8 protein-coding genes are annotated in these 12,996 nt (G+C 73.1%); 2 read left to right on the top strand and 6 right to left on the bottom strand.

Translation table 11 applies throughout. The features are described from left to right. Nucleotides 1–49: 49 nt before the first annotated feature. The 4 genes from ACZ52J_RS25420 to ACZ52J_RS25435 all read right to left on the bottom strand — a co-directional run bounded on the left by ACZ52J_RS25420 (nucleotide 50) and on the right by ACZ52J_RS25435 (nucleotide 6,692). Nucleotides 50–433, bottom strand: coding sequence for a hypothetical protein (locus ACZ52J_RS25420; RefSeq protein WP_465621988.1), 384 nt, complete (start codon nucleotides 431–433; stop codon nucleotides 50–52). Nucleotides 434–750: 317 nt separating this feature from the next. Beyond that, the gene (locus ACZ52J_RS25425; protein WP_465621990.1) at nucleotides 751–2,313 is read right to left on the bottom strand and encodes a hypothetical protein; all 1,563 of its coding nucleotides are present in this window, start codon (nucleotides 2,311–2,313) and stop codon (nucleotides 751–753) included. 78 nt (nucleotides 2,314–2,391) lie between these two features. Then, a complete protein-coding gene (locus ACZ52J_RS25430) occupies nucleotides 2,392–3,255 on the bottom strand; it encodes a leucyl/phenylalanyl-tRNA--protein transferase (protein WP_465621992.1) in 864 nt (287 codons plus the stop codon). Next, nucleotides 3,252–6,692: an amino acid adenylation domain-containing protein gene (locus ACZ52J_RS25435; RefSeq protein ID WP_465621994.1), complete on the bottom strand. Its 3,441-nt coding sequence runs from the start codon at nucleotides 6,690–6,692 to the stop codon at nucleotides 3,252–3,254. The genes ACZ52J_RS25430 and ACZ52J_RS25435 overlap by 4 nt, the downstream gene beginning before the upstream one ends. A gap of 286 nt (nucleotides 6,693–6,978) precedes the next feature. Between ACZ52J_RS25435 and ACZ52J_RS25440 the strand changes: the two genes are divergently transcribed. Further along, the gene (locus tag ACZ52J_RS25440; RefSeq protein ID WP_465621996.1) at nucleotides 6,979–10,158 is read left to right on the top strand and encodes a putative bifunctional diguanylate cyclase/phosphodiesterase; all 3,180 of its coding nucleotides are present in this window, start codon (nucleotides 6,979–6,981) and stop codon (nucleotides 10,156–10,158) included. Here ACZ52J_RS25440 and ACZ52J_RS25445 read toward each other — a convergent pair. Continuing rightward, the gene (locus tag ACZ52J_RS25445; RefSeq protein ID WP_465621998.1) at nucleotides 10,143–10,433 is read right to left on the bottom strand and encodes a helix-turn-helix domain-containing protein; all 291 of its coding nucleotides are present in this window, start codon (nucleotides 10,431–10,433) and stop codon (nucleotides 10,143–10,145) included. The two genes, ACZ52J_RS25440 and ACZ52J_RS25445, sit on opposite strands and share 16 nt — an antisense overlap. 189 nt (nucleotides 10,434–10,622) lie before the next feature. Next, nucleotides 10,623–10,934, bottom strand: coding sequence for an ArsR/SmtB family transcription factor (locus ACZ52J_RS25450; RefSeq protein ID WP_465622000.1), 312 nt, complete (start codon nucleotides 10,932–10,934; stop codon nucleotides 10,623–10,625). 127 nt (nucleotides 10,935–11,061) lie between these two features. On the opposite strand from ACZ52J_RS25450, the gene ACZ52J_RS25455 reads away from it, so the two are divergent. Further along, nucleotides 11,062–12,630 carry an MFS transporter gene (locus ACZ52J_RS25455; RefSeq protein ID WP_465622002.1) on the top strand — a complete coding sequence of 523 codons (1,569 nt, stop codon included), beginning with the start codon at nucleotides 11,062–11,064 and terminating at the stop codon, nucleotides 12,628–12,630. Nucleotides 12,631–12,996: the final 366 nt, after the last annotated feature.

The raw sequence follows: 12,996 nt of genomic DNA on the forward strand, positions 1-12,996 counted from the left end.
GCGGGGCCCGCGCCCGACGGCGCGGGCCCCTCGTGCTGGACGTCCTCGGTCAGTTCGTCGCGAACGCCTTCGAGCAGGGCGCCGAGCCGTTCCCGTACCACCGCAGGTAGTACGCCGTGCTGGTGTTGACCCCGATGCCGCGCGGGTCGACGTGGTCCCTGCCGTCCACGTCCCAGCTGTAGCTGGAGAACACCTTCTGGGAGCCGCTGGTCTTGACGAGCGAGACGTAGAAGTTGTGGGCGGAACCGCCCTCGCAGGCCCAGCCGCCGATGTGCACCAGGCCACCGCTGGGAACGAAGTCCGAGCTGGCGTGGTACGACCCCGCGCCCCAGGCCTGCCAGAAGTCGGTGGCCTGCGCCGAGCCGGTGGCGAGTCCGGCCGCCAGAACCGTGGTGGCCGCGATGGTGGCTGTGCTCAGGACCTTTCGGAACATGTGCGTTCTCCTGTCATCAGAGTGATTCACACGCCGGATTGGCAACCTCGCATGAGCTTCGAGCGCGACGGCCTCGACACCATCCGGCTTCGACACCATCCGGCCTCGACACGATCCGGCCCCGCCCTCGGAGGAAATCCTGCGCGGGCGACCACGACACCGAATTGTAGAAATGCGCATGACAGAAGAGGCTCGAGCGGCGGCCCCATTTCCTCCACCCACCGGCATCCCCTGGGGCCCGGCGCCCGGCGGGCGACAACGACAGCGGGCCCCTCGACCGGTGAACAGGTCGAGGGGCTCGTGGTGATGACGGTTGGTCAGCTCGCGCTGGGCTTCGGCGCCGGCAGGGTCGCCGAGCCGGCGATCAGCGGCCATTCGCGGTGGAACGGGGGCAGCGGCAGCTTGCCCTCGATGATCGGGGTGCCGAAGATCTTCAGGTGGGCGGTGAGCGCGCCGTTCAGGTCGACGCCGCCGAGCAGCGACCAACTGCCCTGCGCCTGCGGCGGGTTGCCTGAGGAGACGGTCAGGGAGCCTTCGGCCTGGGCCTTCAGGTAGGGGGCGACGGTGGTCTCCACGCCGACGGTGTCGTACAGGCCGACACTGATCTCGGCGCCGAGCGCGGCCCGCACGCCGGCCTTGCCGTTGAGCCGCACGTGGACCGGGGTGACCTTGGTCTCGGCGTTGGTGACCGGGGTCCAGCCCTTGCCGCCGGTGTAGTCGGCGCGGACGGCCCAGGTGCCGGTCGCGTCCTGTTCCGCTTCCAGGTGCACCTGGCCGTCGGCGCTGACCTCCAGGTAGCAGGTCAGGCCGAGGTTGACGACCACAGGCAGGCCGGCGACGGTCAGTACGGGGCTGGCCTGCAGCTTGGCGAAGGGCACACGGATGGGCGCCGCACCGGTGTTGCGGGTGACGTCGCCGGTGACCTTCCACTGGGCGTGGGCGCCCAGGTCGAAGCCGATCGACGCGGTGCGCGGGCTGCCTGCGGCGGCGCCGTGGTAGGCGAAGTGGACGGCCGGGTGGAGCTGGAGCGAGCCGGAGGCGTCCAGGCTGGCACCTTCGGGCAGCGGCACAGGGGCCTTGAGGTTCACTTCCAGGGTGCCGGAGGCGTCGGCCTGCACGCCGTTGAGGTCGGCGCCGACGGTCGCCTTGAGGTCCTTGACCAGCGGGGTCACCGTGATGCCGTGCGGGTCGACGGGCACACTGCCGTCGGCCTCGGTGCCGCCGAGGAGTTCGGCGAGGGTGGCGGGGCGGGTGGCCAGGTTGAGGGTGTTGCCCGCGCCGGGGTGGACGGCGGTGACGGCGACCAGCGCGCCCTGCGGCGCGGCGGCGGTGGGCGGGCTGGCGATCAGCTGGCCGGGCTGGACGGCGGCCGCAACGGGAGCGGCTGACGGGGCGGCAGCGGTCGACGGGGCAGCGGGAGACGGCGCGGCGGGAGACGGGACAGCGGCAGCGCTCGGGGAGGCCGCGCCCGTCGGGGCCGGACCGGCGGCCGCCGTCAGGACGGCCGTGCCGCCCGCCGGGTCGTACGCGGTCAGCTGCAGGCTCTTCGTCGCCGCCGTGACCGCGGCGCCGTCCTTGCCGGGGCTGCCGATCGCGGCTTGCCGGTCTCCGGCGGGTGCGGCGGTGACGGCCGCCTGGCCGGCGGTCGGTCGGCTGGTGGCGGGCGGGGTCGCCTTGGCGCGCGGGACGCCGCCTGCAGGCGCGGCCGCGGCCGGGCTGCCCCCGGCGGCGGTCGGACTCGCGTCGGCGACGGTGGCGGCCGCCGGGGCGGCGCCGGTCTGGGAGGTTCCGGGGCTGGTCGGCCCGCACGCGGCGGCCCCGGCGAGGATGACGGTGAGGACGGCGGGGCCCGCGGCCCTGCCTATGGAGCTCTTGAACACGCGGCGTCATGTTACTGACGAGGAATAAGTTTGTCGAAGGCAGGCCAAACGGACGACCAACGCCGGGTGAACCAGTGGTCACCCTAGGCGTGCCGCTCGTCCTGCCGCCGGCCCCGTCGCTCGCCCTGCCCCCGGCCCTGTCGCTCGTCCCGCCACCGGCCGCGCCCCCAGCCGTGCCACCGGCCGCGCCTCGCCGGGCAGTGGGCCCGCCGCGTCGCCCCCGGCGGCCAGCTCCGCGAGGTAGCGCGAGCGCGCCATCGGCTCCGCCCCCAGGCTGCGCACGTGCGGTCCGTCCCACTGCGCGTCGAGCAGCCGCCCGCCGGCCGCACCGAACCGCGCGCCGAGGTCGGCGACGGCGACCCGGGCGGCGTCCGGGCGGCGGTGGAACATCGAGTCGAGGCTCAGCACCGGCCCGACCGCCACCCCGAACACCCCGCCGATCAGCTCCTCCCCCTCCCACACCTCCGCGCTGTGTGCCGCCCCGAGCGCGTGCAGCTGTGCCATCATCGACGCCAACTCATCGGTGAGCCACACCGGTTGACGCCCATCGGCGCAGGCCGCCAGCACCTGCCCGAAGGCCCGGTCCGCGCTCGTCCACCACGCCGACCGGTTGCGCAGTCGCCGGGCCAGCCGGCTCCCGAGCCGTACGCCGTCGGCCGCGATCACCGGCCGGGGGTCGGGCGACCACCACGCCAGCGCGTACGGGTCCTCCGCGCCCGGCAGCAGCGGCAGCTCCCCCGCTTCGACGGCGTCCCCGTACACCGCCTCGTTGTACGCGCTCGCGTACATGTCCGCGGCCGGCAGCGGGAACAGTCCGCGCCGGTACGCCGCCAGCAGCTCCCGCGGCCCGAGTGCGCCGCCGAACGCCACCGGGCCGTCGCCCGGGGCGAGTCGGAGGTCCAGCGCGTCGAAGGTGGCGGCGGCGTCGGGGCGGCCGCTCATCGCGCCTCCCCCAGATATCCTTCCGCCTCCAGCTCCGCCAGGTAGTGGTCGATCAATTCATCGCCCACCGGCGGTAGTTCGATGCCGCTCCCGACCAGCGCCGCGTCCGTGTTCGCCCGGTCGAACAGGGGGAACGTCGGCCGGAAGTACATCTCGCTGATCGACAGCTCCGACCCGGGCGCGCGATCCACGAACAGGGGGACGAACGGCGCGATCGGATGGGTCGGGTTCCCGGCCGCGAACCGGACCAGGCCCTGCACCCATTCCCCGTAGGGCAGTTGGACGATCCGGTGGCCGCGCGCCCGCAGCCGGTCGGCGAGGTCGGCGAGGACGCCCGGCTGCGGCGAGGTGAGGTGGTAGACCTCTCCGTCGGCGGGCGCGTGGGCGGCGATGTGGGCGATGGCGTGGGTGAAACGGTCGGCCGGGACGAAGTCGAGCAGCAGCTCGACGTCCGGGCATGTCCCGCTGTCCGCCAGGTACTTGATCAGCGCGCACAGTTCGGTACCGGTGTTCATCACGCCGTTGGTCAGGTCCCCGGTGACGTCGTTGGTGCGCAGCACGGTGACCGGCAGCCCGACGTCGGCCGCGTTGTGCAGCAGCTGCTCGGCCACCCATTTGCTCTCGACGTAGCCGACGCCGATCCGTTCGGGGTGGGCCAGCTGGGTCCGCTCGGTGACCTTGCCGACGCCCGCCGCTCCGAAGCCGGCCAGGACGGCGAGGGTGGAGAGGTAGTGCACGGGGATGCCCCGACTGTGCCCGGCGAGCCGGACGATCTCGCGGGTGCCGCCGACGTTGGAGTCGCGCAGCTGGCGGTACGGGTAGAGGAAGTTGACCTGCCCGCCGAGGTGGTGGATCGCGTCCAGGTTGCCCGCCATCCAGTGGAACCGACGTTCTGTGAGCCCTATTCGGTCCTTGGTGAGGTCGCCCACCAGCGGCACCACCCGGCTGTCGGCGAGGTCGTGCCGCAGGAAGCGCTGCTGGGTGGCCCGCAGCCGTTCCAGGGCGTGCTCCTCGTCGGGCGCCCGAACCAGGCAGTGGATCCGGGCCCGGGTGGTGGCGAGCAGCGCGTGCAGCAGGTGCGCGCCGCAGAAGCCGGTGGCGCCGGTGAGCAGGATCTCGGCGGGTTCAGCGCGGGAGGGCGCGGGGCTCCAGGACTGGCCGACGGGGTCGGTGAGCCGGGCCTCCGCGAACCAGTCGACCGGTGCTTCCCTGGCGCTCGGGCCGCCTCCGCCCGGTTCCGTGTGCGCGCCGCCGCCCACGCCACCGCCGCCCCTACGCGCCTCCTGCAGCGCCGCCGCGAAGGGCCGCAGCTCGGGCTCGCGCAGCAGCGCGCGGGTGAGCGTCCGCACCCGGCCGACGTCGACGCCGAACATGATCCGGGCGCGCGCCAGCATCTCCATCGCCAGCAGCGAGGTGCCGCCGAGTGCGAAGAAGTCGTCGTCGGGGCCGACGGTCTCGACGCCGAGCAGCTCCGCCCAGAGGTGCCCGACCGCTTCCTCGATCGGATAGCCCTCGCCACCGCCCGCGTCCGCCGCCTTGGGCGCCGTCCGTACCGGGGCGTCCGGCAGCCGGCGCCGGTCGATCTTGCCGGCCGCCGTGAGCGGCATCGCCTCCAGCGGCACGAACTCGGCCGGCACCAGGTACTCCGGCAGCCGCTCGGCCAGGAACGCCCGGATCCCCGCGGCGCCGTCCACCGCCCCGGCCGCGAGCGTGTAGTAGGCGGTGAGGGCCCGGCTGCCGTCCGCCGCCGTCCCGCCGGCCGAGACCCGGGCCTGCCGGACGTCCGGATGCGCGGCCAGCACCGCCTCGATCTCCGCCGGGTCCACCCGGTGGCCGCGCACCTTCATCTGGTCGTCGAAGCGCCCGAGGATCTCCAGCTGGCCGTCCGCCCGCCACCGTCCGGCGTCGCCGGTGCGGTACATCCGCTCGCCGGGCAGCGGCGCGTACGGGTCGGGCAGGAACGTTTCGGCGGTGAGCCCGGGGCTGCGCCAGTAGCCCCGGGCGAGACCGGGCCCGCCGAGGTGGATGTGTCCCTTCTCGCCGGGCCGGACCGGGCGCAGCCGCGAGTCCAGCACGTGCACCCGCACGCCCGGCAGCGGCCGCCCGATCGGCACCGGCGCGGCCGGGGCCCCGCCCGTGCCCGCGCCGTCCAGCAGCTCCGCCGTGACCTCGCAGAGCATCGAGGTGACGGCCGCCTCGGTGACCCCGTACGCGTTGAGCAGCCGCGTGCCCGGCAGCCGCTCCAGGCAGCCTCGGCAGTCGGCGGCGTGCACGACGTCCCCGCCGACCACCACCAGGCGCAGCCTGTCCGGGCCGCCTCCGCCGGACGGGAGCAGGTCGAGCACGTGGTGCCAGTAGGCGGGGGTGAAGTCGGCGACGGCCAGGCCGAGCCCGGGCAGCCGGCCGACCAGCTCGGTGGGCGCCCAGGTGCCGCCCCCACTGCCGCCGCCCAGGACGACCGTCGCGCCCGCGAGCAGCGCGCCCAGCACCTGCTCGAGCGCGGTGTCGGAGCCCAGTGCGGCCAGCTGAAGGACGCGCTCGCCGGGCGCGAGCCGGTATGCGTGGACGATCCGGTCGAGGGTGAACACCAGCGCACGGTGGGTGACCGGGACGCCCTTGGGGCGGCCGGTCGTGCCGGAGGTGTAGATCAGGTACGCGAGGTCGTCCGGTACGACGCCGTCGCCGAGCCGGGCTTGCCCGACCTCGGTCCCGGTCCTGGTGCCGGTGCCGGTGCCGGTCCCGCTGAAGTCGTCGGGCCGGGGCTGCCCGGGCCCGGCGCCGCCCTTCGACGGGGACGGGGCCGAGGCCGGGGCGCCCCCCACGCCGCCGCCGTCCGCCCGCACCGCCGTCACCCCCGGAAACTCATGACCGTCAGTGATCACCACCCGGGCCCCGCTGTCCTCCACCAGCCGCGCCAGCCGCCGCGGCGGATGCGCCGGGTCCAGCGGCAGGAAGGCCCCGCCCGCCTTGAGCACGCCCAGCCAGGCGGTCACCAGCCCGGCCCCGCGTTCCAGGCAGATCGGCACCACCTGCTCCGGCCCCGTTCCGTACGCCCGCAGCTCGGAGGCCAGCCGGTCGCTGCGCAGGTCGAGTTCGCGGTAACTCAGCGTGGTGCCCTCGGCGATGACGGCGAGCGCCTGCGGGTCGTGCGCCGCCCGCGTGCGGAACAGCCCGTGCACCGTGTCGGCGAACCCGGCCGGGGCCCGCCGGACGCCCTCGGAACCCGCGAACCCCAGCTCCGCCGGCCGCCACTCCCGCTCCACCCAGGCCCGGCAGTCGGCCCGCTCGGCCGGGCCGTACACCTGCCGCCACCCGCCGGGAACGGTCAAGTCCCCCGGCCAGACCGCGTACTGACCGTTGTCGTTGCGGACCACGGCGTGACGTCCGGAACTCGCATCCGTTCGTACGCCCTGTGCGCTGTCTGCTGCGTCATCCACCGGCTTGACCTCGTGCTGTGGCGGCAGAATGCTTGGGGGTGCGACATTTCCGACTATACGCACTCACGGCACATTGAGTAACGTCCGGTCGCCCACCGACCGGACGCCGCGCACGTGCGCGAAGAAGCGCCGGTCCGAGCACGAGTACGCGCCCGGTCCCGACCGCCGACACGCGCCCAGTCCCCAGCCCTCGGACGCCCGGTGACACCCGGACCGCCCGGGCCCCGCCCTCGCCCGAACTCCCCCGCCCGACCGGCGGGGCGATGTCGCGGAGGAGGTAGCCTCGTTGACACGCCGGCGACAACGCCTGATGGCCTGTTACCTGCTCTGGATGGTGCTGTTCACCGGCATCTACTACACCAACCCGGGCCAACGGATCATCTGGTGGACGGGCATCGGCCTCGGCGGCGTCGCCGCCATCGTGGTCGGCATCCGCCTCAACCACCCCGCGCACGCGCGCTTCTGGTACCTGCTGGCGCTCGCCAACCTGAGCTTCACCGCAGGCGAAGTGGTGCAGGCGGTCCAGCTGGACATCCTGCACCTGCCCAACCCGTTCCCCTCCGTCGCGGACGGCTTCTACCTCGCCGAGTTCGTGCTGTACGCGGCCGGCGTGCTCGGCTTCATCCGCTGGCGCACCGCCCGTCAGGACCGCGCCGGACTGCTTGACGCGCTGATCCCCACCATCGGCCTGGCCCTGCTCTCCTGGATCTACCTGATCCTCCCGTACACCCACAGCCCCGACCTGACCTGGTTCCAGCGGGCCGTCTCGATGGCCTACCCGCTCGGCGACGTGGTCGTCCTCGCCCTGCTGCTGCGCCTGCTGACCCCGCGCGGCGGCAACTCCCGCTCGCTGCAGCTGCTCGCCGTCGGCACCGTCGGCCTGCTCGTCTCCGACGTGCTGTACGGGCTGATCCAGCTGCACGGCACCTGGCGCATCGGCACGCCCGTCGAACTCGGCTGGGCCGCCTTCTACACCGCCTGGGGCGCGGCCGCCCTGCACCCGTCGATGGTCGAGCTGACCAGACCCGTCCCCACCCAGCAACCGGACCTCAGTGCCGCCCGGCTCGTCCTGCTCACCCTCACCTCGCTGATCGCCCCGGCGATCCTGATCATCGAATCGCTGAACGGGAACACCGGCAACGCGGGCGTGATCGGCGCCTTCTCCGCGCTCCTCTACCTGCTCGTACTCGCCCGGCTCGCGGTGGTCGTCTCCGCCCGCAGACAGGCCATCGCCCGCGAACGGGCGCTGCGCGAGGCGGGCGCCCGGCTGACCGCGGCCGTCACCGTGGTGGAGGCCGCGGACGCCGTCCAGTCCGCGGCCTCCACCCTGATGCCCGCCGAACCCGGGCACGTCGCCCTGCTCGCCGTCGCCGAGGCCGGCGTGCTGCACGTCCGGCACGCCGAACACGACGCGGCCGAGCATCGGCTGGGAACCGCCTCCGACTCCGACCAGGTGCTGGCCCTCGCCGCCTACCGCGAGAGCCGACTGCTGCCCGTCGAGTCCGTCGACCTGCCCGGCCACGAGCTGACCGGGCACCTCGACAGCCTGACGTACGCCCTGATCTGCCCGCTCACCCTCGCCGAACGCCCCTCCGGCGACCCGCTGATCGGCGCCCTCATCGTCACCGGCACCGAGCAGGAACTGGCCAGCCTCTGGAGCTCACTGGAGATCCTCGCCGCGCAGGCCGCCCTCGCCGTCGAACGGGTCGTACTGAGCCAGGAGGTCAACCGCCGCAACAGCGAGCTGTACTTCCGCACGCTCGTCCAGAACGCCAGCGACGTCATCCTGATCCTCGACGCCGACGACGGCGTGCGCTACGCCTCCCCCTCCGCCGAGTCCGTGCTCGGCAACCCCGCGCTGGAAGGCACCCTGCTCATCGACCTCGTCCCGCCCGAGGACAGCCGGGACGTCAGCAAGGCGCTCGCCCGGATGCGCGGCTCGACACCCCCGCCCCGCGGCGAGCAGCCCCGCGAACAGTCCAGGGAACAGCTGCGCGAGCACTGGCGGCTGCTGCGCCAGGACCGCACCCCGATCGAGGCCGAGGTCCGCTTCAACGACCTGCGCGCCGACCCGACCGTCGGCGCCCTGGTGCTCACCCTGCGCGACGTCACCGAGCAGCGGCAGATGGAGCGCGAGCTGACCCACCGGGCCTTCCACGACTCCCTCACCGGCCTTGCCAACCGGGTGCTGTTCCAGGACCGGGTCGGGCACGCGCTGTCCCGCGGCGAGCGCAGCGGGTCCGTCACCGGGGTGCTCTTCATCGACCTGGACGACTTCAAGGTGGTCAACGACACCCAGGGTCACGCGGTCGGCGACGAGCTGCTGGTCGCCGTCTCCCTCCGGATCTCCACCACGCTGCGCTCCTCCGACACAGCCGCCCGGCTCGGCGGCGACGAGTTCGCGGTGCTGGTGGAGGACGCGATGCGGACCTCGGACGTGGACACCATCGCGGCCGGCGTGCTGGAGGTCTTCACCGAGCCGTTCAAGCTCAAGGCGGGCGCGGTCCGGGTGAACGCCAGCATCGGCGTGGCGACCACCGAGGACAGCGTCGACGCCGCCGAACTGCTCACCCACGCCGACCTCGCGCTCTACTCCGCCAAGGCGGCCGGCCGCCGCCAGTGGTGCCACTACCGGCCGGCCCTGCAGGCCGGGCTGGTGGAACGGCACGAGATGAACGAGCACCTCGACTCCGCGATCGCGGAATCGGCGTTCCAGCTGTACTACCAGCCGATCGTCGACCTGCGCACCGGCGACCTGGTCGCCTTCGAAGCCCTGGTCCGCTGGCCGCACGACCGGCGCGGCATGGTCCTGCCCGACGAATTCATCGCCCTCGCCGAGGAGAGCGGCCAGATCGTCCCGCTCGGCGCCTGGGTCCTCGAACGCGCCACCCAGGAGGCCGCCGCCTGGCACGCCGCCAGCTCCACCGCCCGCACCACCGCCGGCCGCCTCCCGCTCCGGGTCAACGTCAACGTCTCCGCCCGCCAGTTCCGCGACGCCGGCTTCGTCGACGTGGTCCGCCACGCCATCGCCACCTCCGGCATCGACCCGCACACCCTCGTCCTGGAACTCACCGAATCCGTCCTGATGCGCCGCGACGACCGCATCCACGCCGACATGGCCATCCTCTCCGGACTCGGCGTCGGCATCGCCATCGACGACTTCGGCACCGGCTACTCCTCGCTCTCCTACCTGCGGGAGTTCCCGATCTCCCTACTCAAGATCGACAAATCCTTCATCGACGGCCTCGGCCACTCCCACCAGCAGTACGCCCTGGTCGAGGGCATCGCCCGCATCGCCGACACCCTCGGTGTCCAGGTCATCGCCGAGGGCATCGAACACCCCGAACAGCGCGACCTCCTCGCCGCCATGGGCTGCCCCCTCGGCCAGGGCTACCTCTTCGCCCACCCCATGGACTCCCCCCACGCCCGCTCCCTCGTCCGCAACACCACCTACGAACCGGCGTGAGGGGCCCGCGTGAGGGGAAGGCTCGTCGGGAGGCCCGCCCGGTGATCCTCGTGCAGCGCCCTCGACAGCACCGTCAGCAGCGCGAGCGTCGGCATCGCGTGTCCGGCCTCGATCGCGCGCAGGTGGGTCTCGGGCAGACCGGAGCGGGTGGCGAGGTCGGCGAGGGTGAGGCCGAGGGCGGCACGGCGGTCCCGGACGGCGCGGGCCAGGGTTGCGGCGGGATCGCCGTCGGGATGGGCGGGGAAGTCCTCGATCAGGGGGCGCGCGTGGTCCACCGGGGTCTCCTCATCGTCCTGTGAGGGCGCACAGTTTGACACACCGTCACCAGCCGGAAAGGCCAAGGGGCGGTCAAGGTTCCTTGACCGCCCCTTGGTTCCGGACGCCCGCCCGGAGAGCTCAGGGGTTCGCGCGGCTCAGGGGTTCGCGCGGCTCAAAGATTTGCGCGGCTCAGGGATTTGCGCGGCTCAGGGATTTGCGCGGATCAGGTCGAGCAGTCCGGGGAAGCGCTTGTCCAGGTCCTCGCGGCGGAGGGTGGCCGCGCGACTGTTGCCGCGGTCGACCTGACGGACCAGGCCGGCCTCGCGCAGGACGCGGAAGTGGTGGGTGATCGTGGACTTGGAGACCGGAAGGTTGAAGGAGGCGCAGGTGCGTGCCGCCCCCTCGGCTTCCTGCAACAGGGCGGAGATCACCCCGTAGCGCAGCGGATCGGCGAGTGCGTTCAGGACCATCCGCAGATCCATCTCCTCGGTCGAGGGGTGGCCTTCCGGGTCGGGCATCGGATCCTCCTTCCTCAGACATCCTCAGGTATGGGTTGCATCGTACCTCGCCCGCATGGCACCGTAAGGTTCGAAAAATTCCTTACCTGGCCGTTCCGCGGTCGGGCCGAGCCTGGAGTTGTGCCCCATGAGTACGCAGACCACGTCGTCTGCCACGCCGCCGGTGGTAACGGAAGCGCAGCAGCCCGGCCGAACGCTGACACTGGCCGCGGTTCTCCTCGCAGTGTTCGTCGTGCCCATGTCCATCTCCGGCACGGCGGTCGCCCTCCCCGACATCGGCACCAGCACCCACGCCGACCTCGCCCCGCTCCAGTGGGTGGTGAACGCCTTCAACGTCGCGTTCGCCTGCTTCACCCTGGTCTGGGGCTCGATCGCCGATGTCATCGGCCGGGTCAAGGCCTTCGCCGCCGGTGTCGCCGTCTACGCCGTCGCCTCGCTCGCCAGCGCCGTCGCCACCGACGTCATCTGGCTGGACGCCGCCCGCGCCCTCACCGGCATCGGCGGCGCCGCGATCTTCTCCTGCGGAGCGGCGATCGTCTCCACCGTCTTCGACGGCCCGGCCCGCGCCAAGGCCTTCGCCATGTTCGGCACCATCGCCGGCATCGGCGTCGCCATCGGACCCTCCCTCGCCGGCGTACTGGTCCAGGGCCTCGGCTGGCGCTGGGTGTTCGCCGTCCACGCCGTCGCCCTCGCCGTCGTCCTGCTCGCAGTGCCCGCGATCTCCCGCGCCATGCCCTCCGACAGCGGCAGCGGCGGACGGATCGACGTCCCCGGCAGCGCACTGTTCGTCGTCGCCATGGTGCTGCTCACCACCGCCATCGTGCAGGGCTCCCAGTGGGGTTGGGGCAGCGTCGGAGTGATCGGCCTGTTCGTCGGCGCGGTCGTCGTGCTGGCCGTCTTCGCGGCCGTCGAGAACCGCAGCGCGCACCCCATGCTGGACCTGAGCGTGCTGCGCAACCGCCGCTTCGTCGGCCTGTGCCTGGTGCCGGTCGCCGCCTCCTTCGGCTTCGTCACCATGCTCACCTACCTGCCGAGCTACCTGACCGCCGTCACCGGCCGCAACACCGGCGCCGCCGGCGTGCTGATGCTGCTGCTCACCGCCCCCGTGCTGGTCTTCCCGATGCTCGCCGTCAAGCTCGTCACCCGCGGCGTCTCGGCGCTCACCCTGATCTACGTCAGCCTGGTCTGCCTGGTCGTCGGCGACATCGCCCTCACCCTGCTCTCCCCCTCCGTCACCGTCCTGGTGCTCGCGGCCCCGATGCTGATCACCGGCGCCGGCATGGGCCTGTCGGCCGGCCTGGTCGACGGCCAGGCACTGGAACTGGTCGACCCCGCCAAGGCGGGCATGGCGGCCGGCTTCCTCAACACCCTGCGCCTGGGCAGCGAGGCCGTCGCCGTCGCGGTGTACGGCTCCGCGCTGGCCACCGTGCTCGGCACCCGCATCACCGACGGCATCGGCGCGCACGAGGGCGCCTCGCAGGCCGACAAGGTCGCCGACCAGGCAGCCGGCGGCGACCTCTCGGGAGCGGCCGACCTGTCCGGCGCCACCGACCACAAGGGCTTCGTGGACTTCCTCGCCAGCGCCTACGACTACGCCTTCCACTCCGTCCTGTGGGGCCTCGCGGCCGTCGGCGTGGTGCTGATCGTCGTGATCGCGGCCATGCTGCGCGGCGGCGGGCAGAAGGCTCAGGCCTGACGGTCCGGCTCTGACGGGACGGGCCTGACGGTCCGGGCCTGACAGCCCCCGATGACCACGGCCGTGAGGCCGTTCCGAGACGCGGGAGGGCGGCTACCCCCGGGCCGCCCTCCCGCACCATCTCCCCGAGACCGGGCCCGGCGCCGACACCCCCGAACGGCGCCGGGCCCTCACCCATGCGCCGACCACCATGAGCTCCGCGCATGCGCGCGGCCATGAGCGGAGCTCATGCAGTTCGCCCATGAACGCCACTCATGTCGCCTTGCCCATGAACGCCACTCATGTGGACCCGCCCATGAACTCCGTTCATGCCGCCCACCCATGAGCGCCGCTCATGTCCGCGCCTACCCCACCCGGAAAGGACCT

It is taken from the genome of Kitasatospora sp. NPDC034035 (assembly GCF_055575755.1).